Source organism: Catenulispora sp. GAS73 (assembly GCF_041262085.1).
GTDB lineage: Bacteria > Actinomycetota > Actinomycetes > Streptomycetales > Catenulisporaceae > Catenulispora.
This window is the reverse complement of record NZ_JBGCCM010000011.1, coordinates 1-24281: the sequence shown is the minus strand read 5'-3', so window position 1 is coordinate 24281 and position 24281 is coordinate 1. Positions and strand designations below refer to the sequence as shown.

The 24281-nt window shown below is 68.0% G+C and carries 25 protein-coding genes and 1 other RNA gene; 15 read left to right on the top strand and 11 right to left on the bottom strand.

The window, feature by feature from the left end; translation table 11 throughout:
- Positions 1–15: 15 nt before the first annotated feature.
- Entirely contained in the window at positions 16–939 is a 924-nt protein-coding gene (locus ABH935_RS17950; protein ID WP_370379038.1) for an NADP-dependent oxidoreductase, read from the bottom strand.
- Between the two features lie 169 nt (positions 940–1108).
- Here ABH935_RS17950 and ABH935_RS17945 point away from each other — a divergent pair, with 169 nt between their 5' ends.
- From ABH935_RS17945 to ABH935_RS17930, 4 genes are all read left to right on the top strand, one after another.
- Entirely contained in the window at positions 1109–1969 is an 861-nt protein-coding gene (locus ABH935_RS17945; RefSeq protein WP_370379037.1) for a Nif3-like dinuclear metal center hexameric protein, read from the top strand.
- A gap of 113 nt (positions 1970–2082) precedes the next feature.
- Complete coding sequence (locus ABH935_RS17940; protein WP_370379036.1) at positions 2083–2766, top strand: zinc ribbon domain-containing protein; 684 nt, start codon at positions 2083–2085, stop codon at positions 2764–2766.
- A 77-nt stretch (positions 2767–2843) separates the two neighbouring features.
- Complete coding sequence (locus tag ABH935_RS17935; RefSeq protein WP_370379035.1) at positions 2844–4427, top strand: bifunctional RNase H/acid phosphatase; 1584 nt, start codon at positions 2844–2846, stop codon at positions 4425–4427.
- Between the two features lie 67 nt (positions 4428–4494).
- A complete protein-coding gene (locus tag ABH935_RS17930) occupies positions 4495–5112 on the top strand; it encodes a hypothetical protein (RefSeq protein ID WP_370379034.1) in 618 nt (205 codons plus the stop codon).
- A 28-nt stretch (positions 5113–5140) separates the two neighbouring features.
- On the opposite strand, the gene yaaA is transcribed toward ABH935_RS17930, so the two are convergent.
- Positions 5141–5950 carry a peroxide stress protein YaaA gene (yaaA, locus tag ABH935_RS17925; RefSeq protein ID WP_370379033.1) on the bottom strand — a complete coding sequence of 270 codons (810 nt, stop codon included), beginning with the start codon at positions 5948–5950 and terminating at the stop codon, positions 5141–5143.
- Positions 5951–6099: 149 nt separating this feature from the next.
- Between yaaA and ABH935_RS17920 the strand changes: the two genes are divergently transcribed.
- From ABH935_RS17920 to rnpB, 8 genes are all read left to right on the top strand, one after another.
- Positions 6100–6315, top strand: coding sequence for a hypothetical protein (locus tag ABH935_RS17920; protein ID WP_370379032.1), 216 nt, complete (start codon positions 6100–6102; stop codon positions 6313–6315).
- Between the two features lie 43 nt (positions 6316–6358).
- Positions 6359–7378, top strand: coding sequence for a helix-turn-helix transcriptional regulator (locus tag ABH935_RS17915; protein ID WP_370379031.1), 1020 nt, complete (start codon positions 6359–6361; stop codon positions 7376–7378).
- A gap of 105 nt (positions 7379–7483) precedes the next feature.
- Positions 7484–9061 (top strand): RNB domain-containing ribonuclease, encoded by a 1578-nt coding sequence (locus ABH935_RS17910; RefSeq protein WP_370379030.1) that lies wholly within the window; start codon positions 7484–7486, stop codon positions 9059–9061.
- 38 nt (positions 9062–9099) lie between these two features.
- Complete coding sequence (locus ABH935_RS17905; RefSeq protein WP_370379029.1) at positions 9100–9777, top strand: VOC family protein; 678 nt, start codon at positions 9100–9102, stop codon at positions 9775–9777.
- 121 nt (positions 9778–9898) lie between these two features.
- Positions 9899–10270, top strand: coding sequence for a VOC family protein (locus ABH935_RS17900; RefSeq protein ID WP_370379028.1), 372 nt, complete (start codon positions 9899–9901; stop codon positions 10268–10270).
- A gap of 190 nt (positions 10271–10460) precedes the next feature.
- Complete coding sequence (locus tag ABH935_RS17895; protein WP_370379027.1) at positions 10461–11909, top strand: ammonium transporter; 1449 nt, start codon at positions 10461–10463, stop codon at positions 11907–11909.
- 35 nt (positions 11910–11944) lie between these two features.
- Positions 11945–12280 carry a P-II family nitrogen regulator gene (locus ABH935_RS17890; protein WP_370379026.1) on the top strand — a complete coding sequence of 112 codons (336 nt, stop codon included), beginning with the start codon at positions 11945–11947 and terminating at the stop codon, positions 12278–12280.
- 119 nt (positions 12281–12399) lie between these two features.
- Positions 12400–12799, top strand: an RNA gene (gene rnpB, locus ABH935_RS17885) — RNase P RNA component class A.
- An 84-nt stretch (positions 12800–12883) separates the two neighbouring features.
- Here rnpB and ABH935_RS17880 read toward each other — a convergent pair.
- From ABH935_RS17880 to ABH935_RS17860, 5 genes are all read right to left on the bottom strand, one after another.
- Positions 12884–14089: a tyrosine-type recombinase/integrase gene (locus tag ABH935_RS17880; protein ID WP_370379025.1), complete on the bottom strand. Its 1206-nt coding sequence runs from the start codon at positions 14087–14089 to the stop codon at positions 12884–12886.
- A gap of 69 nt (positions 14090–14158) precedes the next feature.
- Positions 14159–14404, bottom strand: a complete 246-nt coding sequence (locus ABH935_RS17875; RefSeq protein WP_370379024.1) for a helix-turn-helix transcriptional regulator — start codon at positions 14402–14404, stop codon at positions 14159–14161.
- Between the two features lie 343 nt (positions 14405–14747).
- Positions 14748–15005, bottom strand: a complete 258-nt coding sequence (locus tag ABH935_RS17870) for a hypothetical protein (RefSeq protein WP_370379023.1) — start codon at positions 15003–15005, stop codon at positions 14748–14750.
- Between the two features lie 35 nt (positions 15006–15040).
- Positions 15041–15238 carry a hypothetical protein gene (locus tag ABH935_RS17865; protein WP_370379022.1) on the bottom strand — a complete coding sequence of 66 codons (198 nt, stop codon included), beginning with the start codon at positions 15236–15238 and terminating at the stop codon, positions 15041–15043.
- Positions 15239–15397: 159 nt separating this feature from the next.
- The gene (locus ABH935_RS17860; protein ID WP_370379021.1) at positions 15398–15592 is read right to left on the bottom strand and encodes a hypothetical protein; all 195 of its coding nucleotides are present in this window, start codon (positions 15590–15592) and stop codon (positions 15398–15400) included.
- A gap of 241 nt (positions 15593–15833) precedes the next feature.
- Here ABH935_RS17860 and ABH935_RS17855 point away from each other — a divergent pair, with 241 nt between their 5' ends.
- The 3 genes from ABH935_RS17855 (at position 15834) to ABH935_RS17845 (ending at position 17889) form a co-directional block, all read left to right on the top strand.
- A complete protein-coding gene (locus tag ABH935_RS17855) occupies positions 15834–16325 on the top strand; it encodes a hypothetical protein (protein ID WP_370379020.1) in 492 nt (163 codons plus the stop codon).
- Between the two features lie 144 nt (positions 16326–16469).
- Positions 16470–17351 (top strand): DUF2637 domain-containing protein, encoded by an 882-nt coding sequence (locus tag ABH935_RS17850; protein WP_370379019.1) that lies wholly within the window; start codon positions 16470–16472, stop codon positions 17349–17351.
- Between the two features lie 190 nt (positions 17352–17541).
- Positions 17542–17889, top strand: a complete 348-nt coding sequence (locus ABH935_RS17845; protein WP_370379018.1) for a hypothetical protein — start codon at positions 17542–17544, stop codon at positions 17887–17889.
- 168 nt (positions 17890–18057) lie between these two features.
- Here the strand turns inward: ABH935_RS17845 and ABH935_RS17840 are convergent, their stop codons facing one another.
- The 4 genes from ABH935_RS17840 to ABH935_RS17825 all read right to left on the bottom strand — a co-directional run.
- Entirely contained in the window at positions 18058–21255 is a 3198-nt protein-coding gene (locus tag ABH935_RS17840) for a hypothetical protein (RefSeq protein WP_370379017.1), read from the bottom strand.
- Positions 21252–22523: a hypothetical protein gene (locus tag ABH935_RS17835; RefSeq protein ID WP_370379016.1), complete on the bottom strand. Its 1272-nt coding sequence runs from the start codon at positions 22521–22523 to the stop codon at positions 21252–21254. Before ABH935_RS17835 ends, ABH935_RS17840 begins: the two co-directional genes overlap by 4 nt.
- Entirely contained in the window at positions 22516–23862 is a 1347-nt protein-coding gene (locus ABH935_RS17830; protein WP_370379015.1) for a hypothetical protein, read from the bottom strand. The genes ABH935_RS17835 and ABH935_RS17830 overlap by 8 nt, the downstream gene beginning before the upstream one ends.
- Positions 23855–24281 (bottom strand): Wadjet anti-phage system protein JetD domain-containing protein (locus ABH935_RS17825; protein WP_370379014.1); only part of this gene is annotated, 427 nt, incomplete at its 5' end. The genes ABH935_RS17830 and ABH935_RS17825, both read right to left, overlap by 8 nt.

The window sequence follows — 24281 nt, the reverse complement described above, 5'->3', positions numbered from 1 at the left end:
ACCCGGACCGGCTCCTCAAGGCTTGACGATCGTCTTCCCCCGCGCCCCGCCGTTCTGGATCCGCGCCACGGCCTGCGGCGCCTGCTCCAGCGGCACCTCCGCCTCCACGAACACCCGCAGCGTCCCGCCGTCGACCTCCTTGGCCAGCGCGGCCAGCAGCTCGGCCGAGGGCTGCACGCGGAAGGAGATCTCCTCCACGCCGGACTGCACGCTGCCGCGCTCGCGCGTCGCGCCGCGGGTGCTGACCGCCACGCCGCCGTCGTGGACCAGCTTCTTGTTCGCCTCGAACGCCTCGCCGTCGGCGGAGACCAGGTCCACCAGCACGTCCACGCCGTCGGGGTACTCGTCGCGGCAGACGCGGTCCGCGGCGTTCTCGGCCGAGGCGTCGATGGTCACCGCCGCGCCGAACAGGCCCAGGCGCACGCTCTCGTCGCCGCGGGTCACCGCCAGCACGCGGGCGTCGCGCGCCGAGGCCAGCTGGGTCAGGAAGGTGCCGACGCCGCCGGCCGCGCCGATCAGCAGCAGGCTCTCGCCGCCGCGGACCTCGGCGGCGTCCAGGATGCCCAGCGCGGTCAGGCCGGCGGTCGGCAGGGCGGCGGCGGTCTTGAGCTCCACGGCGTCCGGGGCCGGGCCGATCGGGCCGGTCTCGTCGACGACCACGTATTCGGCGTAGGTGCCGGCCGCGCGGCCGAAGACCGGGTCGCCGGCGGTGTAGCGGGTGACGCCCGCGCCGACCGCCTCCACCCGGCCGGCGAAGTCGACGCCCATCACCAGCGGCAGCGGCGGCTTGCCGTACGCGCCGGAGGCGAGCATCGCGTCCACCGGGTTGACGCCCGCGGCCTCCACGCGCACCAGCACCTGTCCGGGCCCGGCGGCGGGCTTGGGCACGTCGAGCAGCTCGGGAGTGGCCCCGTAGTCCTTCACACCGACCGCGCGCATCCTGGTTCCTCCCTTGTGTGGTCCCTTGTGTGGTCGCCACTTGACATGAATCTGCGGCCTGAGGAGCGCCGCCGCTAGCCGGGGCGGTCAAACGGGCGGGTTCGGATCGCGGTCGAACGGGCGGGTTGGGATCAAGGACCGCGCCGCGCCGCCCGGTAACCTACTGGGCATGCCAGAGCCCGCCGCCGTCATCGATGTGAGCACCGCCGCCCCGACCCTCCGGGACGTCGTGGCGATCCTGGAGGGCGTCTACGACCCGGCGTGGGCCGAGTCGTGGGACGCGGTCGGGCTGGTCTGCGGCGACCCGGACGAGCCGGTCCGCACCGTCGGCTTCGCCGTCGACCCGGTGGCCGCGGTGATCGACGAGGCGCTGGAGCGCGGGGCCGACCTGCTGGTCACCCACCACCCGCTGTTCCTGCGCGGGGTCCACGGCGTCCCGGCGACCACGTTCAAGGGCCGCCTGGTGCACCGGCTGATCCGTGGCGGCACCGCGCTGTTCACCGCGCACACCAACGCCGACTCCGCCGACCCCGGCGTCTCCGACGCCCTGGCCCAGGCCCTGGACCTGCACGACCTGCGGCCGCTGGAGCCGCGCGCGGCGAACCCCGAGCTCGGCATCGGCCGGGTCGGCGAGCTGGCCGCCGCCGAGCCGTTGAGCGCCTTCGCCGCGCGGGTCGCGGCGGCGCTGCCGGCGACCTCCGGGGGCGTGCGAGTGGCGGGGGATCCGGACCGTCCTGTGCGCCGGGTCGCGGTGTGCGGGGGAGCGGGGGACACGCTTTTCGGCGCCGTCCGTAGCTCCGGGGCCGACGTCTACGTCACCGCCGACCTGCGGCACCACCCGGCGTCCGAGGCGCTGGAGGCCGGGGGGCCGGCGCTGGTGGACGTGGCGCACTGGGCCAGCGAGTGGCCGTGGCTCCGGCATGCGGCGCAGACGTTGCGTTCCACGCTCGGGGCTGCCGGTACTAACGTGGACACGTACGTTTCCACGCTGGTCACCGATCCGTGGACCGCGCACCTGGCGGCGGGGTAGAACCCGCCGCCGGCGGAACGTGGAGAACGTGAAGAACAAGTCAAGAGAGAGGCACTGCCCTGAACGCGAACCCCGCCGACCAGCAACGCCTGCTGGACCTGCACGGCCTGGACGTGCGCCTGGCGCAGCTGGCGCACAAGCGGCGCACCCTGCCGGAGCTGGCCGAGGCCGAGAAGGTGGACCGGCGCCTGGCGGACCTGCGCGACGTCCTGGTCGCCGCCGAGACCGCCGAGGGCGACATCGCGCGCGAGCAGAAGAAGGCCGAGGCCGACGTCGAGCAGGTGGTGAACCGCGCCACCCGGGACCGGCAGATGCTGGAGTCCGGCCGCGGCTCGGCCAAGGACCTGGAGAACATCCAGCACGAGCTCCAGACCCTGGCCCGGCGCCAGTCCGACCTGGAGGACGTGGTCCTGGAGGTCATGGAGCGGCGCGAGGCGGCGCAGACCCGGGTCGCCGAGATGACCGTGCAGCGCGACGAGGCGCAGGCCCGCCGCGACGAGGTGAACGCCGCGCTGGCCAAGTCCGCCGAACAGATCGACCGCGACGTCGAGGCCGTCACCGCCGAGCGCGAGACCACAGCGGGCGTCATCCCGGAGGACCTGCTGGCGCTGTACGAGCGCATCCGCGCCGACAACGGCGTGGGTGCCGCCGCCATCCGCCGGCGCCGCTGCGAGGGTTGCCAGCTGGAGCTGGACATCAGCGAGGTCAACGCGCTCAAGGCCGCGGCCGCCGACCAGGTCGTCCGGCACGACGTCTGCGGCAGCATCCTGGTGCGCGTCGCGGAGTCGGGGTTGTAGGGCGCGGGGCGGACCGGGCCGGTCGGACAGCGAGGACAGCAAGGACAACAGGGACAGCAAGGACACCAGAGACAACCATGGCGCGCAGGTTCATCGTCGAGGCCGACGGGGCCTCCCGCGGCAACCCCGGCCCTGCGTCGTACGGCGCGCTGGTCGCCGACGCCGCCACCGGCGAGGTCCTGGCCGAACTCGCCGAGGGCCTCGGCGTGGTGACCAACAACGTCGCGGAGTACCGCGGCCTGATCGCCGGACTGCGCGCCGCCTACGCCCTCGACCCGGAGGCGGAGGTCGAGGTGCGCATGGACTCCAAGCTGGCGGTGCAGCAGATGACCGGCGAGTGGCAGATCAAGCACCCGGACCTCCGACCGCTGGCGGTGCAGGCGCGCACGGCGTTCCCCCGGCCCGGCGCGGTCCGCTACACGTGGGTGCCGCGCGCGGAGAACAAGAGGGCTGACGCGCTGGCGAACCTGGCGCTGGACGACGCGGCGGCGGCGAAGGCGAAGGTGGCCGAGGCGGAGGCGATGATCGCGGCTTTCCGCGCGGCGCGGGAGGCGCACGGCGCAGGAGAGGCCGGCGGCAGGGAGGCGGTTGCGGCGCCGGCCGGTGCTGAGTTGGCGGCCGTGGCGCAGGAAGCCCTTCCGGGTGTCGGTGGCGAAAGCGGCTCGGCGGCTGCGGATTCCGGCGCGCCCGCCGGTGTTGAGTCGGCGGCTGTCGTGCAGGAAGCCCTGCCGGGCTTCGGCGGCGAAACCGGCTCGGCGGCTGCGGATTCCTGCGCGCCGGCTGGTGTTGAGTCGGCGGCTGTCGTGCAGGAAGCCCTGCCGGGTGTCGGCGGCGAAACCAGCCCGGCGGCTGCGGATTCCGGCACTGCGATGCCGGTTGACAGGTCGCGGGCGGTCGGATCCGCTGGTTCTGGTTCTGGTTCTGGTTCTGGTTCTGGTTCTGGTTCTGGTTCTGGTTCTGGTTCTGGTTCTGGTTCTGGTTCTGGTTCTGGTTCTGGTTCGGCGGCGCAGCGGCAACCGAGCTGGACCCCGGCCCCCGACATGGGCCCGCCGACCACGCTCCTGCTCCTGCGCCACGGCGCCACCGCGCTCACCGCGGAGCGGCGCTTCTCCGGCGTCGGCGACCCCGAGCTCTCCGACACCGGCCTTCAGCAGGTCGGCGCCGTCGCCCGGCGCCTGGCCGGCCGGGGCGGCATCGACGTGATCGTCTCCTCCCCGCTCCAGCGCACCGTCCAGACCGCGCAGGCCGTCGCCGACGCGCTCGGCCTGGCGGTCGAGATCGATCCCGGGTTCCGCGAGACCGACTTCGGGCTCTGGGACGGCCACAGCTTCGCCGAGGTCCGCGAGCGTTGGCCCGCCGAGCATCGCGCGTGGCTGGCGTCCAGCGCCGTCGCGCCGCCGGGCGGGGAGTCGTTCGACGACGTGACCGTCCGCGTGCTCGCGGCGCGCGAGGCGCTGCTGGCCCGGCACGCGCGCCGGACCGTGCTGGTCGTCTCGCACGTCACGCCTATCAAGACATTGATCCGCGAGGCCCTCGGCGCCCCGCCGGAGTCCCTGTACGCCATGGAACTCTCAGCCGCCTCGCTGTCGGTCGTGACGTGCTACTCCGACGGTCGCGCCCTGATGCGCCTGTTCAACGACACCGCGCATCTGACCGGTTGAGGCCTGGCGCGACGGATCTTCCCGGGCCTGCTTCGCGTCGCGGTGATCGTGGATAGACTCCGGCCTCATGGAACGGATGGGCCCGCGCCGCGCGGGAGACGAGAACGGGGTCGGGACCACCGCCGGACGGGCCGGTGTCGTGCGGGCCACGGCGGTGACCGCGGCCGTGGTCGCGGCGCTGGCCGGCTGCTCGGTCACCGTGCAGCCGAAGAACGCCGCCGCGACCCGCCCGCTGACCTCGTCGTCCCCGACGCCCTCGGCCACGGCTTCCAGCGCCGCCCCGAGCACCAGCGCGGCTTCCACCTCCGCGGCCAGTCCGACGCCCACTCCGTCGGACGTCGACCACACCGTCTGCTCCAACGTCCGCGACGTGCTGGCGACACTGAAGTCGAAGCTGGCGACGGACAAGGACTCCCACTCCCGGAGCGCCCAGGACTATCGCACCGCCGGCAACGCCTTGCACGTCCAGGACACCAAGACCGACAACTCCGACCTGAGGGCGACGCTGAAAACGGTCGGCACCGACTACCAGAACGTCGGCCACGACGTCGCGAACTACGAGTCCGCGGATGCCGATCTGGCCAAGGCCGTCGAGGCCTCGAAGCCGCTGGCCACGCTGTGCGGCGGCGGATCCGGCACCAGCACCAGCACCAGCCCCGGCTCGACGGCCAGCTCCAGCAACTGAGCGCAGCGGCCCGGCGGCTCGGCGCCCGTCAGGCCACTGAGTCGACCACCACGTCGATCGTCCAGGCCGTCCCCGGCCTGGACGGCGCCGCGGTATCGGTCCGCAACCCCAGGTCCTGCAACGCCTCGGCCAACTCCTTCGGGGTGTCGACCACGACGTCCCCGACCAGCAGCGCCCGCGCCAGCCGTCCCTTCGTCGCCTTGTTGAAGTGGCTCACCACGCTGCGCTTGGCCACGCCGTCCACGATCCGCTCGTGCAGCACCCGCACGGTCGCGGTGCGCTCCGCCGCCGAGGCCGGGGCCTTCCACATCCCCGCGTACATCGACGACCGCAGGTCCACCACCAGCCCTGAGGCGACCGCCGGCGCCAGCGCCGGGGTCAGGGCGGCCCGCCACAGCTTCGCCACCGGGCCCGCCTTCGGCAGCGTCACACCGCCGGAGCAGCGGTACGCCGGGATGGCGTCCGTCGGCCGCACCACACCCCACAGGCCGGAAAACGTCAGCACCCGCGCCTCGGCGCGCGCGAACGCCTCCGGGTCGTCGCGGCGCAGGCCCGGCAGGTCCAGCGCGTCGTAGAGCACGCCGGTGTAGCGGTCGGCGGCCGGCAGCGTCGGGGCGGTGGCCAACATCCGGTCCGCCGCCAGCTCGCCGCCCTGGTTCGGCGACAGGCCCAGCACCTCCAGCGCGGTGGCCTCGCGGCCCTTGGCCAGCCGGGTCAGCTCCGCCATCAGGGCTTTGCGGGTCTTGGCCAGCTGCGGGAAGGCCAGCGCGGCCGGGTCGACCTTCGGGCCGTCGCCGTCGGGGGCTTTGCCTTCGGAGGGCGGGAGCAGGATCAGCACGGCGATCATTCTCGCGCATCGGCGGCGCCATGGAACGGCCAGGTCCGAAGACTCGCCGGGACGAGGACTTGCGGAGCGATAGTTAGCGATATATCGTTGAGCTATCGAAGAACACCTTCGGAAGTCGTTTCGTCGATGGGGAGGACATCATGATCGAGGGACACCGGCCGACCGGCTCCTGCCGGTGGCGTCGCACCGAGCGCCGCACGCGGGCCGCGAAGGAGATCGAAATGGAGATCCGCCTGCGCGAGCGGCAGCGGGCCCGGCGGTACGCGGACCGGGGCGCGCGTGGCGACCGGGAGCGGCTCCGGTACCTGCCGCTGCTTCCGGTGGGGGCGCCGGGGGAGCATCCGTCATATCGTTGAGAGGCGACGACTGTCGCCGGTGAGTGGAACTGGAGGCGGCGAGATGGCCGACGAGCAGCACGACCAGCAGAACGAGCACGACGACAACACCGAGAACACCGACAACACCGACAACACTGAGACCAGCGCTGAGACCAACACTGAGACCAACGCCGGTGGCAGCGCCGAGCAGCTGCGTGAGCAGCTCCGCGAGCTCAAGGAGCAGAGCCGCCGGCTTCAGCAGGAGGCGACCCAGCGCGAGCGGGAGCTCAAGCAGCGACTCGAACAAGCCGCGCGCGATCACGCGCACGAGGCCCGGGCGCGCGGCGAGGAGCACCGCGCCAGGTACCGGGAGGATCGCGAAGACCGCAGGGACGACCGTCGGGACGAGCGCCGGGAAGACCGTCGCGGCCCGCGCCGGGGCGGCGGCCGCGGAGGCTTCGGCTGGAGCATGCCGGGAGGCACCCCGCCGATGCCGCCCATGCCCCCGATGCCCCCGGCCGGGCCGATGCCGCCGATCCCGGGCGCCGGCGGCACCTTCACCCCGTTCGACTTCCTCGGCGGGCTCTTCGGTCCGCCGCCGGGTGCGCCGGGCGGCCGGCGCCGGCACGGCGGACGCAGCCGCGCCGGGCGCGGCGACGTGCGCATCACGGTCCTGATCCTGCTCGACGAGGGGCCGGCCAACGGCTACCAGCTGATGCAGGAGATCGAGCAGCGGACCAACGGGGCGTGGAAGCCGAGCTCCGGATCCATCTATCCGGCGCTTCAGCAGCTGGAGGACGAGGGCATGGTCCAGACCACGGAGGGGGAGGGGCGCAAGATGTTCGCGCTCACCGACGAGGGCAAGACCTACGTGCGGGACAACCGCGCCAAGTGGACCGCGCCCTGGGAGGGCATCGAGGAGGAAGAGGGGCCTTCGGAGGAGGCCACCAAGATCCGCGACGTCATCGCGCAGCTGGCGATGGCCTACATGCAGGTGATCCAGGTCGGCACCGAGACCCAGCGGGCCGAGGCCTCGCGGGTGCTGGTCGGCGCCCGGCAGGCGCTGTACCGGATCCTGGCCGGCGATCCGTCAGAGGACTGATCGACTGAAACCGCACGCCACGCCCGGGGCCGCCGCCCCGGCGCGGGCGTGACGATGATCGCAGGACGCGTGCAACGGCCCACCGGCACCCCATAAGGTGCTGGCATGCCGCAAAGAGTCCTCACCGTCGAGGCCGCCGTCCCGGCCGCCGACCTGCGCGCGGGGTTCGACGCCATCCGTGCCGAACTGCAGCTGCCCGGGCCCTGGCCGGCCGACGCCCGGGCCGAGGCCGAGGCGGCGGCCAAGGCCCCGCGCATGCCCGAGGCGGACGCCACCGGCCTGCCGCTGGTCACCCTGGACCCGGCGGAGTCGATGGACCTGGACCAGGCCATGCACCTGGAGAAGCGCGAGGGCGGCGGCTACCGGGTGCACTACGCGATCGCCGACGTCGCAGCGTTCGTCACCCCCGGCAGCGTGCTGGATCTGGAGACGCACCGGCGCGGCGAGACGTACTACATGCCGGACATGCGCGTGCCGCTGCACCCGGAGATCCTGTCCGAGGGCGCGGCATCGCTGCTGCCCGGGCAGGAGTGCCCGGCGCTGCTGTGGCAGATCGATCTGGACTCCTCCGGCGACACCACGAACGTCGAGGTGCGGCGGGCCCGCGTGCGCAGCCGCGCCAAGCTGAACTACCAGGACACCCAGGCGGCACTCGACGCCGGCACCGCCGACGAGGTCCTGCGCCTGCTGCGCGAGATCGGCACGCTGCGCCAGGACCGCGAGGCCGAGCGCGGCGGCATAAGCCTGAGCGTGCCGGCGCAGGTCGTGGTCGCCGACGGCGACAGCTGGTCGCTGGAGTACCGCACGCCGCTGCCGGTGGAGAACTGGAACGCGCAGATCTCGCTGCTGACCGGCATGGCCGCCGCCGAGCTGATGGTCTACGGCGAGATCGGCCTGCTGCGCACCATGCCCGACCCGCCGGAGTTCGCCTACCACCGGCTGCACCGCGTGGCCCGGGCGCTGAAGATCCGCTGGCCGGAGGGTGTCAGCTACAGCGATCTGATCCGCAGACTGGACCCGGCGATCCCGGCGCACGCGGCGTTCCTGCAGGAGACCACGACGCTGATGCGCGGCGCCGGCTACACGGCTTTCGACGGCGGCGTGCCGGAGCAGGCCGGCCACTCGGCGCTGGCCGCGACGTACGCGCACGTCACCGCGCCGCTGCGACGGCTGGCGGACCGCTACGCGGGCGAGGTGTGCGTGGCGCTGTGCGCCGGGACGGAGGTCCCGGACTGGGCCCGCTCGGAGCTGCCGAAGCTGCCGGCGGTGATGGAGGGCGCGGACCGGCGCGGCTCGGCGGTGGACCGGGAGTGCGTGGACCTGGTGGAGACGATGCTGCTGAAGGACCGCGTCGGCGAGGAGTTCGACGCGGTGGTGATCGACCTGAACGAGCGCATCGACTGGGACCACAACGGCAAGCCGGACGTCGGCATCGTGCAGCTCACGCAGCCCGCGGTGCGCGCCCGCTGCGACGGCCACGACCTGCCGCTGGGGCAGGAGACGCGGGTCCGGTTGGCCGAGGCGGACGTGACGACCCGGCGGATACTGTTCGAGGCCACGGACCCGCGGTACACGGTGCGGGACCGGCCGGCGAAGAACATCGCGGGCAACGGTGCTAAAAGTATTGATAAGGATTCTGAGAAGAACCCCGACAACGGTAGTAAGAGTATTGAGAAGAGCTGAGGAGCACGATGGCGCCCGAGCCGGAACGAGTTCTGCGGATGCGTGAGGCGTCCGACGCGGTCGAGTCGATCGGGTGGCGGTACCTGCTCGGGACGCTGCGCACCGCGGTTGCAGTGACGTCGCTGGCGCAGGGAAGCGCGGTCGCGACGAAGGCGGTCGAGGCCTGCGCGACGGACGCCGACCGCCACCTGTGGTTCGACGTCCGAGCCGACAAGGTCGTGCTGGTCCTCCAATCCCTCGACGCCGCCGCGGTGACGAACGTCGACACGGACCTGGCGGGCCGCGTCTCACTGGCGGTGCGCGAAGCGGGCCTGGAGACGTCCGCCGACGTCGCGAGCGAGACGACGCGCGCACTGCAACTGGTGGAGATCGGCGTGGACGCGCTCGACATCCCGGCGGTCCGGCCGTTCTGGAAGGCGGTGTTCGCCTACGAGGACGAAGGAAAGAAGAACGGCCCCACCGACGCACTCGTAGACCCGCAACGCCAAGGCCCGGCGATCTGGTTCCAGCAGATGGACGCACCCCGCCCGCAGCGCAACCGCATCCACTTCGACATCTGCGTCCCGCACGATGAGGCCGAGCGCCGCATCGCCGCGGGCCTGGCCGCGGGTGGCCGGCTGACGTACGAGGATGAGGCGCCGGCGTTCTGGGTGCTCGCCGATCCGGAGGGCAATGAAGTGTGCATCACGACGTGGCAGGGGCGGCAGCCGGACTAGTTCGGTTCGGCTGGCCGGGCAGCCGGCAAGCCAGCAAGCAAGCCACAGCAATCCCAGCTCAGAGCTGCGGGGCTGCCGAATCCGTGTTGCCCCGTCGACTCGGGACCGAGAGAATCCCGCCATGACCTCTCTCGTACGTCACGTCACCTTCGACTGCGCTGACCCATACAAGCTGGCCTCCTTCTGGGCGGAGGTCTTCGGGACGACGCTCCATCCTGAGGACCAGCCCGGAGATGGCGAGGTCGGGCTTGTCGGGTCCGATTTGCTGTTCATCCAGGTTCCCGAGTCGAAGGCGGTCAAGAACCGGGTCCACGTCGACCTTCAGCCTCAAGACCGTACCCGAGACGAGGAAGTCGAGCGGCTTCTGACCCTCGGCGCCACCTTGTTCGCGGATCACCGCAACTCTGATGGCACGGGATGGGCCGTCCTGCTCGACCCGGAAGGAAACGAGTTCTGCGTGGAGCGGAGCCGTGCCGAGCGCGAGCAGAGCTAGGACTAGGGCGTTTCTCCGCATGATGTGAGAAGTCCTTAACCAGACAGAGATGTACCGGCAATCCTCCGAAAACCCATCAGTCGCACCGTTCGCAGTGGATCCATAGCGCATCCGGCAGCCGGCCCATATTTCAGGAGCGAACCCCGCGTCCCGAACGCGGGGGGAACGGCCAGCGTGCGGGAGGTTTCCGATGAATCCGTATCCACCATGGTTGAACGCCGGCGACAACGCCTGGCAGCTGACGGCCGCGACCCTCGTCGGTCTGATGAGCCTGCCCGGCATCGCGGTGCTCTACGGCGGCCTGGTGCAGAAGAAATGGGCTGTCAACACGATGTTGATGGCCTTCAGCGCTTTTTCCCTGGTGCTGATCGTCTGGGTGCTGTGGGCCTACAACATGGGCTTCGGCAAGCCCATGATCCATGCCAGCGTCAAAGGAACCGCCACCGGTTTCATCGGCCATCCGGGGCCGGTGCTGGGGTCGACGCAGGAACAGGGCCAGGCGACGATTCCGCTGCTGTCCGGCAGCGGCGGTTCGATCCCCGACTTCCGGTTCCCGAAGTCGTCGCTGGTCTACTTCCAGTTCGTCTTCGCCGCGATCACCCCGCTGCTGTTCCTGGGCAGCGTCGTCGGCCGGATGAGCTTCAAGGCCTGGCTGCTGCTGATCCCGCTGTGGACGACGTTCGTCTACTCGGTCAACGCCTTCCTGCTGTGGGGTGGCGGCTGGTGGGCGGCCAAGGGCGCGCTGGACTACTCCGGCGGGTACGTCATCCACCTGGCGGCCGGTACCAGCGGGTTCGTCGCCGCCGCGGTCATCGGACCGCGGCTGGCCCGGGACCGGCAGCACTCCGCGCCGAACAACCTGCTGCTGTGCGCGACCGGCGCCGGGATCCTGTGGCTGGGCTGGAACGGCTTCAACGGCGGCGACCCGTACTTCGCCGGGGCTGACGCTGCGACCGCGGTCATCAACACCAACCTGGCCACCGCCACCGCGCTGCTCACGTGGCTGTTCATGGACATGCTGCTGAGCCCGCAGAAGAAGCCGACGCTGCTGGGCTCGATCAACGGCATGATCGTCGGGCTGGTCGCCATCACGCCCGCCGCGGGCTTCGTCAACGGCATGGGCGCGATCGCCATCGGCGCCATCGCCAGCGCGGTGGTCTGGGCGTCCTGGTACAAGCTCAGCGCGACGAGGCCGTTCAAGAAGGTCGACGACGCGCTGGGCGTGGTGCACACCCACGGCGTGGCCGGCCTCACCGGAGGCCTGCTGGTCGGGATCTTCGCGGACCCGAAGATCATCGTCTATCCCGGCGGCTCGACCACCTATCCGGGCCTGGCCTACGGCCGGCACAGCTTCCACAGCCTGCTGACCCAGCTCGGGGCCGGCCTCACCATCATCGTCTGGGACGGCACCGTGACGTTCCTGCTGCTGAAGCTGATCGGCATGTTCGTACGGCTCAGACTCCCCGACGCGGCCCTGGAGACCGGCGACATCGCAGTCCACGAAGAAGAGGTCTACCCGGCGGACACCCTCACCGCCCTCGCCGGAGCCGCCCCGGCCGCGGCGAGAGCGGCGCCGGAACCTGGGGCCGAACCGGCGCCCGCGTCGCCGGCCACGCAGACCGCCGTGCTCGACGAATGACCCGCTGACCACCTAGGACGGCTGGAGGCCGCCAGATGAAACTGGTCACCGCGATCCTCCAGCCGTCCACCCTCTCGCGGGTCCTGGACGCCCTGTCTGGCTTCGGCGTCAGCGGGCTGACCGTCTCCGGAACCGAGGAGGTCACGGGGGAACTGCGCGTCGAGGTCTACCGCGCCCACGCCCTGGTGTCCAACACCACGGCACGGATCCGGATCGAGATCGTGGCGGCGGACGAGGACGCCCCCGACGTCGTCCGGATCATCGTCAGCGCGGCTCGCGCCGCACACGGCGACCCCGGCCGGGTCTGGACCCAGACGATCCTGGAGGTCGTCCGGATCCGGACCCGGGAGCGGGGGCTCAGCGCACTGTGATTCGCCGGCTCCGGCGCCGGTCCGATACGCGGTCCGAGTGCAGTTCGTGCACGATCGACCTCGTGGGCCGGCCCGCGCGTCAACCCGCGAACTCCCGTCCCCGTATACTGGACGCGCGGCGAGTCGGTGAGGCGATCGCGGCATCGGGCGACCGGTGTCGAGGAAAGTCCGGACTCCACAGGACAGGGTGGTTGGCAACACCAACCCGGGGTGACCCGCGGGACAGTGCCACAGAGAACAGACCGCCCGCCGTCAGGCGGGTAAGGGTGAAACGGTGAGGTAAGAGCTCACCAGCGCCCGGGGTGACCCGGGCGGCTAGGTAAACCCCACCCGGAGCAAGGTCAAAAGGGCCCGGGAAACCGAGCCTGCGCAGGTGTTCGAGGGCGGTCCGCCCGAGCCTGCGGGTAGACCGCACGAGACGCGCGGCGACGCGCGTCCTAGATGGATGGTCGCCACTGCACGGCCGTGCTTCGGCACGGCGGCGCAGGACAGAATCCGGCTTATTAGCCGACTCGCCGCATGACCTGCATCGACAGCGTGATCTTGTTAGTTTTTTGTCAGTAACAGGCAGTACCCGCCAAGCGGCCCGAACCGTTGCGGCCGTCAGTCCACACTGGAATCCTCGCGCGCGGCGGCGATCCGTGCAGCTCGGTCGGTATTGATGGAGCGCAGCCGCTTGCCGAAGTCAGGCATGGCGTGCGCGTAAGTCTCGGACACTTCCTGCACGGTGTCACCGAGGACTTCGGCGACCTCGGCAATGGACAACCCCTGCGACAGCAGCATGGAAGCCACGTGGTGGCGGAGTTGGTGGATACCTGTCGACTTGCCGGCCGGAGTGATCCCGCAGGCACGCAGCGCCCTGTGCCAGGCAGACTCGTTGAAATGGTCGCGACGGATTGCGTGTCCCTTGGTGTTCGTGAAGACCAGGTGGAACGTCTTTCGCGGTCCGTTGCTGTGGTCCCAAGGCAAAGTGATCGCGGTGGTCCCATAGGCCTCGATGTGGTCAACCAGAGCAGTGGCCGAAGTATCCATGAGGTCCAGGGTCCTGATCTTGCCTCGCTTCGGCAGTGCGAAGTGCAGCCCATCGGTGTAGCGGATCTGTAAGCAGACCTTCAGCTTTCGCTTCTTGAGATCGAGGTTCTCGAGCGCCACGGCGAACAGCTCGCCTTGGCGCATGCCGGTGTCCCGCGCCAACTCTCCGAGTGCTCGATACCGCTGGGGGAGTGCGTTGACCAGATCGTCGACGGTGTCCTCCGACCAGGCGGTGATCGCCTTCACCTTCTCAGTCCTGCGATCGACCCTCGGCAGATCCAGGTCGACCGCGGGCGAGGCATCGAGCAGCCGCTCCTTCACCGCAGTGGTCATCACCTTCGTGAGCACAGCCTTGTCGACTTCGGCTGTGCCCCGTGACACCTGCCTTAGGCGCTTGTTCAGCCACCTCTGGCAGTCGGACCGCTTGATGTCAGCGAGTGCTTTGCCGGCGAACTCCGGGATCAGCAACTCATTGATCACCTGACGGTAGCGGTTGTACGTGCCGGAAGACAGAATCGGAGGCTGCCATTCCTCCAACTTCTCGCGGGCGAAGACCTCGAACTCAGTTTTGCCGCCGGCCAGCTCGAGGAGCTGCCCCTTTTTCAGGCGGCTGCGCAACTCTCGCTTCTGTTCCTCCATCTCAGACTTGGCCCATACAGGGTCGAGGTGCTGTTCGGGGCCCCCGTCCACCTGATAGCGGACCTGGTAGGTCTTGCCCTTCTTGCGCTGCCACGAGCGATGCCAGATTCGAACATCCACAGTGTTGGTGAGCTCCATTCAAACGTGCGAGCTACCTGCGTGCCGGCAGCGGCACCGCGATCATCGGTACCGCCACCGGAGAAGCAGTCATCTCTTTGCAGGCTGATTCTTCGTGGATCGGGCTATTGGATCGCGTGCTGCCTGCTCACGCATCCATGACTCGATCTCGGACTGGGGATAGCGCAGCCTGCGACCGACGCGGTAGGCCGTTGGCCCGGTGCGGGTCTTGCGCCAGTACCGCAGGCTCGACTCAGAGAATCCGTAAATCTCCCGGACCTCATCGAGGAACAGCCACGGCTCAGCATGCGTCGCGGCCTGCTCGGCGGCGCTCACCGGGGCGCCGGAATCGTCTCGGCGGCTAGGCCGTCACCGGTAGTGGCGTGCTTCTCGGGCATGCAGTCCTCCGCAAGGTGTCGGAGTGGCGACCCTGGTGCTGGCTTGGCTCATACCGGAGCGGTTCCGAGTCGTGACCGCAAACGCTCCAGCAGTCGATCCCAAATGAACGGCCGAAGCTAACAGGGTCGCCACTGTTCGTATCAGCTAACACCTAGGATCGGCCCATAGCTAACACCCAGCAACTCGTAGTGCTCCTATGAACGCGGTGCGCTCCGAGCGGCGCTGGCCGCAAGCCGGCTTGGCGGCTGCGGCCAGCGCTTGAGACGGCCGGGAAGCGGAGCTAGGCCAGGAAGGCGTCGCAGCCCAGCGCGATGTCATCGCTGTTCAGCGCGTCTTCGGCCACTCGACGGCACCATTCTTCACGACAGGCTGCCTCGTCTGGTGCCTCCGCGAACGCCGCACGGACCGCCCGTGTCAGCCCGTTCCAGTCGCGATGGGCTCTCAGCGAGTCTCTGACGGCCTGACCTACCTGACTGCTGGTAACAACGGCGCCGGCTTCCAGCTCGGAGCAGAAAACCGCATCGATGATGCACGCCATAGCGAGGTGACGCTTCTGGAGATCACACACTGCGATCACCGTCCAACCACGATCGACGCTGCGTCCGGGCGCGCCAGCAGGTCGGAGATCGTGACCTGATCACTGCGGCGTGAGATTCGCCCGAAGGCCACGGCACGACGCGGCTGATCCGGCTCCACGAGAGGGACGGTTGCGGTGGCCATGAGGACCACGACTCCGGCAAACGCGCGCCGGAGCATGACGAACTGAGACACGAAATCCTCCTGTGTAGGGGTGTCCTGGCGCGGGCGGTGCGGTTACACCGGCCGAGCCGCGATTTGACGGGGTCGAGCGCCAACTCGAGCCCGAGGGGATGGGGGCGGAGTGTCAGACTCCGGCGAATGTGCTGACTTCGAGGTCGGCGGCTCGCTCGCTCACCGGCTCCACCACGTTCCAGCATCGATCCCGGCGGCGACGGCGAAGATCACGATGGTGAAGGTGAGATCTTTCCCGACAAGCGACAGCCCGAGAGGCTCGATGCCGTCGGCGAGCAGCACGTCGTCGAGACCGGGGACGGGTTCGTCCTCGAAGGGCAGGAACTCGTCGTCGGGAATGGCAAAATGGGTCACTGGATTCCCTCCTGTGTAGGGGTGTCCTGGCCCGGCCGGTGCGGTTACACCGAGTCGGGCGTGTAAGGAGGGGGTCGGGCGCCAACCCGGCCCCCTCTCGCGTTTCCAAGATTCACCATAGCTCAGGACCCTTAAAGTCTTAGAGGTCCAAAAGAGTGAATCTTTTTGGCTGTGAGCTGATGGCGGGTTACAAAGGTAGGCAGCGCAGGCTCATGAATCGATCTCACGTGGAAGGTACGCGATGACGCTCCTAGGCCGTGAAGCTCCGCAGGGTTCGGATGTACGGCCGAAGACTCGCCCGAAACAGGCACTGATCCGCCCCGACCAGCAGACCGGGCTGGACCACCTGGCTCGCCAGCTGCATGACGACCGCAGTGTCAAGGGCGAGAGAATCACCGCCAACACGGTGCTTCGCGTCGCTATCGACGGACTGATCGAACATAGAAGTCGGCTACATGGCGACAACGAAGTGCAGTTGCTCGAATCATGGCGCGAGTTCCTGAGCGTGGCTGCATCGCTGGGGAGCTATGCGGCAGTACTGACCGACATGGCTGGCGAACTTGATGCAGCCCGGAACGGGGCCGGCGATCCGATCACTGCAAGTGTGTTGATCCGAATTGCTGTTGCCGGCCTAGTACGTCACTCGGGCGCGCTGAACGGTACGACCGAGGACGAGTTGCTGGCGTCCTGGCTGCGGTTCCTCGATGAGCACGAGGCGACTGGAAGCCGCTGAACGCGGAAATCAAACGGCCCCGATGACGAAGATCTTGGCGGATCGCATCGGGGCCTGATCAGAGGAAGGCACCCCCTGATGTCCCACCAGAGTACGGCCTGGCCTGTACGCCCGGGCGCATCATCGCCCGCGGCGTCTACACCGATGTCCGCCACCCCTCCACTGCCGACCTGGATCACCAACGGGCTGCTGGCACTGTCCGTGACAGTACTGTTCGCGCTCGCGTGTGCCTCCGCATGGCTCTCGTACCACGCGCAGGTGACGTACGTGCTGGCCCACAACGGTAACCAGGCGGTAGAGGCGAAAGTCTGGGCTCTACTCCTGGACGCCGGGACGGCTGGCATTTCCCTTCTCCGCCTCTATGAGGCGCTGCAGCGCCGTACCAACGCGGCTACCAGAACCTCGCTACTCGGATGCATCACGGCGAGTGTGGTCCTGAACCTTCTGCACACTCCTTCTCACTCTCCGGGCGGGTATCTCGTCGCAGCGGTACCTCCCGTGATGTACGCCGTGTTTCTGGAACACTTGCTCACCAACCTGCGCAACATCCTGGTACGGGATGAGGCGCGGCGCAGCATGTGGCGCAGATCCACGTTGTGGGTCAACTTTCCAGCACTGATGTGGAACAGCCGACGCAGTTTGCTGCGCAACGAGGCCGAAGCTGTGCCGAATTTGTCGGTGTCCGCCTTCTGCGCCGCTGACGCATCGCACAGTGTCACTACGAACGCCGAACAGCAAGTGGAGCCGCCGACCGACACCAAGGGCGCCCCACGAACCAGGGCATCCGCCCAGGGGGTACGCCGCGGCCGGGGCCCTGGTCCCAAGCGCGTTGCCTTCGAAGCCGCGCTGAAGGACCAGACGCGGTCCGGTGATCTGCGCCTCTTCTCAGAAGACGTGCGTGAGCGGAACGCGGCTGCGTATCAGGCTGCCGCGTCACTTCCGGCGCCCCTTTCCCGCGGTACGGCTCGGCGCTACGTGGTGCAGGCGCTTCAGCGTTTGGAGGAGAGTGGCGTGTTGCACAAGTAGCTGGCGCACACATAGGGCACCCGCTCGCCGAGACCGGCGCGAAGCGGTGCAGGAGGACCCTCACCGGGTAACGGGGCTTCCGCGCGGCGGCGACGCTCGGTGTTTGCAACACGGCCATGCCTACCACGGCCGGAGCAACCGTCCTGTCAGGATGGCGGAGTATCAGGTACCGAAGATGGAACGGTGAAACATGGCGCATGTGTGGGTGGCCACGGCAGAACGCGACAAGCTGCTGCGTCTTGATCGGATCGTCGAATTCGTTGAACAGGACGACGCCAGTCTCGCGGCTCGGACTCAGGACGACCCCACCGACCTCCACGAGATTGCCAGGACTGGTGAGCCGCTCGGTGAGGGCATTCTCGCTCGTACGTTCCTGACGATGGCGGCCGAGGCCTGGCGGATGCTGCGAACGAACGGACATGATGTCGTTTTCGCTGCTGTGATCGATGACGGTGCGTTGCGGTGGAGTATCGAGCCGCCTCAGGTAGGCGTCGGCCGCCACCTGCAGGAAACCACCTGGCCATCTGCCAGGTGGTAATGACAGCCGCAGACCGGGTGGTGCTGGCTGCGCGTTGACGTGGGTGACACTCGGGCGGCCCCGTGCGTGATCCGCTGCTTCGGGGCACCGATCCCGTCCGGACCGCCGTCCCCCACGACCACCCTTATCGCAGCGCACTGCAAACGTGAACGATCCTCGCGACGGCGCCTAGGATTCCAATGGGAGGAACGGTGTTCCATCGATACCGCGACCTTCGATCAGGGCGTCGGCCGTCAACTCGATTCTATCTCCGTTCGGGTCGAGCCCGAACATTCGAGTCGGTAGGTTGAGCGCTTCCGAGCGAGATGGGTAATGGAAGTAGAGCACCTCTCTGCAATACGGACGCGCCTCCACCATGATGGAGTCCTGGCATGTCGCGAGGATGGTGATCCCATGTTCCTTCGCCACCGAAGCAATCGCGTGGAGCACTTCGCGTCTGTGTTCTGCGCCGAGCGAGTCGGCGAGCTCGTCGAGGATCAGGACACGGCCTCGGGGGTTCGGGGCGGCCAGGAGCGCGGCCAATACCAAATGGATGGAGAAGAGCTTTTCTTGGGCTGTGTTCGTGACGTTGTCATACGCGAGCATCGGACCACCCGGGTTGCGGCGCCAACGCGGGACCACACGACATGTCCACGGCTGGTCGGGCGCGACAGGCGGCGTCAATTCGTGTTCGAGTTCGGCACCGAGGCCGCCTTCTGACGCGCGGTTCAGTCTGTTCAGTGCTTCGCCGATGGAGTTCAGAGCGCCCGATGCCCGCTGGGAGATTGCTTCCTGCGTCTGGATCAGTGCCTGCTGGAGTTCGCGGATTCTCGAGCCGACGAACTCGGCTGTCTCTGCGCGATGCGTGCGTGCCTTCGCAACTTCCTCGTGCGCGGTGAGATCGCGGTCGCTGTGCTCGTCGAGCCAGCCGTCCAGGAGGTCGAGCAGTGGCTCCAGGCGAACCGGTTTCTCGTCCCCGTTTCGCAGCGAAGCCGTATAGGAATCCGCCAGGTCTATTAGTTCCAAAGGGGGCTGGCCGGTACCGCCGGTGAAGGTGCGGACGGTACCGAGCGCGGCGCCGAGTTGGCTTTGGGCGGCGGTGAGGAGTGCCGCCACCGATCGCCGCTCAGGCTTCTCGTTTCCCTGAACGCCGATCGGGGGCATGGCCTCGTCGACCAGGTGTGTCACCTCGGTCGTGGTCAAAGGCGCCTCTGGCCATTTCAGCTCTGCACGAGCGGCTTCCAGTCCACGGCCCCAGGCCGCGAGTACCGTGTCGTCTGGGCGGCTTGCCTGGCGTAGACGGTCGGTTTCCGACCCTTTCTCGCGCAGGGCTTTTTCGGTTGAGCGTACTTCGCGGAATATTTGATCCAGTCGCGATTTGCGGTTCCTGAGCGTGGATTCGGCGTCCGCGTGGAGCTTGAACGCCGTATTACGAGCCTCCTGAAGGGGCGGAACCGTCACTTTGCGCTGGTGGTTGAGTTGTCCGGTGAGGGCTTCGATCTCAGGCGCCAGCAAAACAATCTTGTGGGCGGCTTCGGCGCGCTCGACCTTGATACGTGCCCGGCTGACTTCGTTCGTCAAGGTCGACACAAGGCTGAGAGATTCGGCAGCGCGGTTCCTGGCCTCGACAAGACACTGCTCAAGATGGGCCGTCAGTTCGTCGCGGCCGATGACCGGATTCTTGAAGCCGCCGACGACGAATACGCCGGTGTTGAGGACTGATGCGTGGGGTACCGGGTCCAGGGAGGCTGCGTGGCTCGAAAGCCGAAACAGGAACGGGGCGATGAGCTCGGGTGCGGAGCGGATTCCAGTCGGAAGGCCGGCGGGTTTCTCACTGTGAGCGGGGCCGGCGAAGACCATTGAACCAGGATGCTCGGCGAGTGCGGCGAGAGCCGGCTTCAGGTACTCGTCGGGAACGCACACCGCGTCTCTCCAGGGGAACAGGCGTGCTTCCCACACCGAACGATGGCTCGGTTCGATGCTGACGCTCTCAGCAAGGGAGACAGCGGGGATTCCGTGGACTTCGAGAATCCGCATCACTGCTCCGGCAGGCCCGAACTGACCTTCCGCTGCGCGCGCGAGCGCTTCTTCGGTGCAGGCGACCTCGTTGTCAGCCTCCTCGAGGTCCTGCTTGGCGACGGCGAGCTTCCCGATCCACTCATCGCGTGCTCGCGCCGCCTCCTGGGGTGATCCATCCCTGTCAAGGTCGTGCCCGGCTGCCTTGATCCGAGCCTCGCGAGCCGCCCGCTCTTGGCTGCTGAGCTGACTCGCGAGCTCGGCGGCTCTCGCTGAAGCTTGGTCGAACGCTCCGTTGGCCTGCGCGAGCTCGTTCACTCGCAGCGCCAAAGCACGCTCCAGGCCGGCGAGATCCCGCAGTTCCTCGCGCTGGGTCTCCAGCGTCTCAAGCTGCCCGGAAAGGCGGTTCAGATCGGCGGTTGCGGTGCTGAGCAGGCGCGCTGCTGACTCTGCTCGGGCATACGTGTCGAGAACGGCCCGGGCCTGGCTTGCCCGGAAGTGCGACCTCGCGTCGTGGGCGTCAGTCCGAATCCTCTTCCTGGCGTCGACTTGGCGGAGAATCTCGTCTTCACGCTCGGTGAAACCATGACTGTCTCGGATGTGTCGTTCGAGTTCTTCCTGTTTCGCCGCCAAGTCTTGCCGATCTTGCTGGTCCCGTTCGAAGAGCGTGATACGGCCGCTCAGGGCCATGAGCGCGTCGCCGATTTCTTCCGGGCTGAAGGTGCCGGCATCGAGCTTGAGCAGGGACGGGCGAGAGCGTACTCTGCCGCGACTGGCCACATAGGCCAAAACCCGTGGGCTGCGACCGTAAAGGGTCGTGGCGTACTCCGTGCTTCCCAGTGGTCCCATAGGAAGCGACTTGTACACGGCCGGTGCGGCCTTATGCCGCTCCCCGTCACCGACTCCTCTGGCGAGGTGGCTTCCCGGCCCATGCCGGACCTGGAGATGGGGGCGGCCGGCGGAGATTTTCATCCACACTGTGTATGCAGAGGCAACTGGTTCGGCAGGGTCGGCGAACAACCCTACGATGTACCCTTCCGTTGCTGCGCTTCCGGGAGCCGTGATCCCGGCGACGATCGGTTCGAAGAGCATCGACGTCACGCTGCTCACTCCCGTTCCGGCGACTCGCCACTCCGGGTCGCCCAGAAGGAGCGCGCTTGCGGAGAGGAAGCTGGTCTTGCCGGATTCGTTGGAGTCCACGGGTCCCATGCCGGTGATGGCGATGAACGTCTCTGGAATCAGCGCTACCGGATGTGCGGTCAGGCGTGCGATGTCCATGGTCTGCACGGCGATGAGCTGGCGTTCTCCGATGACGCCAAGCCGATCGTTCGGCAGGCCGAACCCCGTCTCGTTGGTGGCGGTCGTTGTCATAGGTTTGATTCCTCGAAGCCGCGAGGTGAGTCGTCCGAGCCGGTCGTGAACTGCTCTGTACGGCGGGCGCGGATTCGTTCCGCCATGAACCCGTTCGGCCGGGCGAGGACGATGAGGTCCTCCCAGAGCTTTGCGCGAAGGCTCGCGTCGATACGCGAGAACGCAGGTCCTGGGATGTAGCCGCCCGAGGGTTTGCTGTCTACGTAGCCCTTCCGCCGAAGCTCTCGAATAGCGTCTGTGATCGCTGCGCGTGAGAGCCCGCGCGTTTTCACGAGCTCATCGAGGCTGGTGGAAGTTCGAGACACAGCCCAGCTGTCACCGCGTTGAAGGCCGCGTGCTCTGGGGATGGCGACGGTCCGAAGGAGGATCAGCGTGAGGACCGCTCGCTCGGCGGGGTTGAGAACGCCGTGGCCGGACTGGGCGAGCACGTCGGCGATGCCTTCAGCATAACCGGTGGTCCAGCCCTTGTCCGGGACGGACACCAGGGTACGTCCGCAGCCTTCGAGCGCTTCTGATACCGCTGTTCGCATCGCTGGATCAGCGAGCTGGGGGAGGTCTTTACGGTCCACGACCGTCTCGGCGCACTCAAGCACCGCTACGATGGCGGAGACGCTGGTGGCCAAGGGTGTGACCGGGCGGGAATGCGGTGCGGAAATCGTTCGCGTGCCAGCTTTGTCAGAGGTTTGATCAGGCGACGGCGACGGGACAGTCGTCGGGGCGACGGCCGCGAGTTTGTCATGAGGGAGCATCTCGTGAATTCTTCGCAGCTCCCCCCACGTGGTCTGCGGTAAGGCGGCTGCTGCGGGCCCGAGGACGCCCTGCTCGCCATGGAACGCGATCAGGCCGGCCGCGGGCAGTGTCGTATCCAGCGCGGCCACGACACTTTTGCTGTTCGCACCCATCTGAATGGCTGCCGCGAGGATGTCCGAGCGGCGAAACCCATGACCTGGGTAGGGAGCGGCCTCAGCCGTCGGCCAAGCTGCGGCGAGGCACAACGCGAACGTGAGGTAGGAAACGGCGGCCAGCCTGAGCGGTGGGGCAGAAGGATGCCGGTCGGGGTCGGGGGCCGCGCCGTCGGTCCATCCGAGTACCAGCCGATCCCCTCGTCGCGCCCTACCGGTGTCGACCAGGCGAATCAGTTGTCTGTCAATGCGGTCGGCTGCGACGGCTGCGGCGGTCACGACATCGGCCTGGTCCGGGACCGGTGCATCGCCGGTAGCGCGTATTCGGGCGAGGAGGAGCGCGGCGTCGCGAGACTGGTCAGTCATCCCTTGGACCTCGAGGCTGTGTTGTGTCCGCGCTTTCGGAATCCGTATAGGAGAAGATGCCGTCGGTGCGGATCAACCGTGTCGGGTGCAGATAGCTGACCGGGGCGTCACGATCGACGACGATCTCTTCGGCGATGTGCAGCACAAACGGCTCGTTCGGGTCGGCATCCAGGGCCATGGCGTCTGAGAGAACGTGGACGGCCGTCTCCCAACTCGTCTGCATGGTGGCGGTCAGATCGACCTCATTCCGGCCGGCGAGTAGAGCTTCCATGCCCAGCTGGCGATGGCGCCTGGACTGGTCGGCGGCTCGCTCCAACTCGGTGAGAGGGTCGTCTCTGGCGGCGGGCGCGGGCGGCTCGGCGGGGCGGATCCGGCCGCGGGACCGAGGGCTGAATCCTTCGAGGGCTTCCATCATCGCTGCGACGTCGAGGTATATGGGTGGTGCATCGGCGACGAGGTAACGGCCGACTTCGGAGAGGGCATCGGGGCCGGCCTCCACTGCCGCGTCTTCGTACTCCCGGGGAGTGAGCACGTCGAAGTCGAGCCCGGAGCGGCCGTGGGCCAGGACTTTGCCGATGGCTGATCTGACCTGCGCACGATAGAGAAGTTCGGCCTCGATCAGGGCGGTGCCGGCGTCTTCAAGATCATGGTGTCCGGAGAAGTGCCGTGTGACGAGGCTGTTGAGGTCGGCGACCTGCCTGGTGTAGCTCGTGTGATCGTGTTGGCGTCCGGCCTCGATCAATTCCGCCGATGTGCCGGTTGCGACTCTCCGCTGGAGGTCCATGGCGAATACGGTCAATGCGTGTCGGCATGAGTTCAGGTGTTTGAGCACGACCACCGGGTCGGGATTCGGAACGCTGAGCGCTGTTCGGGTGCGGTCGAGCAGCAGCATCAGCTCGTCGACGCCACCGTGCTCCGCGACCCGCTCCGCGGCCAGGCCGCCGACTAGGCCGGCGGGTCTGATCACGTACCTGCCTTGATAGAGCTTTGGAAGGTACGACAGCAGAAAGCCTTCCCGGTGAAGGTGGTTGAGCCGCCTTTCGATGGCCTTCTGTTCCTCGTCAACACCCTGCTGTCGAAGGCCCGAGGTGATCTGCGCGAATGTCAGGCCTTGGCTCGATGGGTGATCGGCGAAGACGCCGATGACGGCTATGCTCAAGGCGACATGATCGGGGTCTTCGACGACCGCCCCGACGCCGCTGGTGAGCGGCGCTGCGTACGCCCTCCACGTGGCATAGCGCTCGTCCCGTGATAGCTGGGCGTGCGAAAACCCGAGAATATCGAGCTGCTCGTGATCTGGCGACCGGGTATCCGGCGGCGGCTCATTGTTCTCAAGCATTGCCACTCGCGCTCAGGAGCCTGGCGAGTTGGGCGGCCAGTGCGGGTAGAACTGTTTCATGGATCGGCTGCTGCTCGCAGGATCCGCCGTACTGTGCGATTTCTGTGGCGAGCGGCCGAAGGCTGATCGGGCCTTCCTCTGCCAGGCTCGCGGCGAGTTTCTTGTCGCGGGCGACCTGCGCTGTTTCCTGCGTCCGATGTGGGGTCGACTGCCAGAGTTCGAGATCCATGCCCACCGGCTGGAGCTGTCGATGGAGCTTGCGCTCCAGCACGTCAATGATCTTTATCCCGTCGGCATCAAGATCACACCATGCTGCGATGGGAAGGGTTACGTCCTGGGACGTGGTGTATCGGTTAGCTCTGATGGGCGTATCGCCGATAGTTGAGGCGGTCATCGGGTGATCCTTCGAGATGGATTGA

Coding starts and splice junctions, on each gene's coding strand:
- ABH935_RS17850 (WP_370379019.1), top strand. CDS start 16,470: ATGTCCGCCACCCCTCCACTGCCGACCTGGATCACCAACGGGCTGCTG.
- ABH935_RS17890 (WP_370379026.1), top strand. CDS start 11,945: ATGAAACTGGTCACCGCGATCCTCCAGCCGTCCACCCTCTCGCGGGTC.
- ABH935_RS17920 (WP_370379032.1), top strand. CDS start 6,100: ATGATCGAGGGACACCGGCCGACCGGCTCCTGCCGGTGGCGTCGCACC.
- ABH935_RS17915 (WP_370379031.1), top strand. CDS start 6,359: ATGGCCGACGAGCAGCACGACCAGCAGAACGAGCACGACGACAACACC.
- ABH935_RS17880 (WP_370379025.1), bottom strand. CDS start 14,089: ATGGAGCTCACCAACACTGTGGATGTTCGAATCTGGCATCGCTCGTGG.
- ABH935_RS17945 (WP_370379037.1), top strand. CDS start 1,109: ATGCCAGAGCCCGCCGCCGTCATCGATGTGAGCACCGCCGCCCCGACC.
- ABH935_RS17870 (WP_370379023.1), bottom strand. CDS start 15,005: ATGGCGTGCATCATCGATGCGGTTTTCTGCTCCGAGCTGGAAGCCGGC.
- ABH935_RS17950 (WP_370379038.1), bottom strand. CDS start 939: ATGCGCGCGGTCGGTGTGAAGGACTACGGGGCCACTCCCGAGCTGCTC.
- ABH935_RS17840 (WP_370379017.1), bottom strand. CDS start 21,255: ATGACAACGACCGCCACCAACGAGACGGGGTTCGGCCTGCCGAACGAT.
- ABH935_RS17935 (WP_370379035.1), top strand. CDS start 2,844: ATGGCGCGCAGGTTCATCGTCGAGGCCGACGGGGCCTCCCGCGGCAAC.
- ABH935_RS17905 (WP_370379029.1), top strand. CDS start 9,100: ATGCGTGAGGCGTCCGACGCGGTCGAGTCGATCGGGTGGCGGTACCTG.
- ABH935_RS17910 (WP_370379030.1), top strand. CDS start 7,484: ATGCCGCAAAGAGTCCTCACCGTCGAGGCCGCCGTCCCGGCCGCCGAC.
- ABH935_RS17835 (WP_370379016.1), bottom strand. CDS start 22,523: ATGACTGACCAGTCTCGCGACGCCGCGCTCCTCCTCGCCCGAATACGC.
- ABH935_RS17830 (WP_370379015.1), bottom strand. CDS start 23,862: ATGCTTGAGAACAATGAGCCGCCGCCGGATACCCGGTCGCCAGATCAC.
- ABH935_RS17930 (WP_370379034.1), top strand. CDS start 4,495: ATGGAACGGATGGGCCCGCGCCGCGCGGGAGACGAGAACGGGGTCGGG.
- ABH935_RS17900 (WP_370379028.1), top strand. CDS start 9,899: ATGACCTCTCTCGTACGTCACGTCACCTTCGACTGCGCTGACCCATAC.
- ABH935_RS17855 (WP_370379020.1), top strand. CDS start 15,834: ATGACGCTCCTAGGCCGTGAAGCTCCGCAGGGTTCGGATGTACGGCCG.
- ABH935_RS17895 (WP_370379027.1), top strand. CDS start 10,461: ATGAATCCGTATCCACCATGGTTGAACGCCGGCGACAACGCCTGGCAG.
- ABH935_RS17845 (WP_370379018.1), top strand. CDS start 17,542: ATGGCGCATGTGTGGGTGGCCACGGCAGAACGCGACAAGCTGCTGCGT.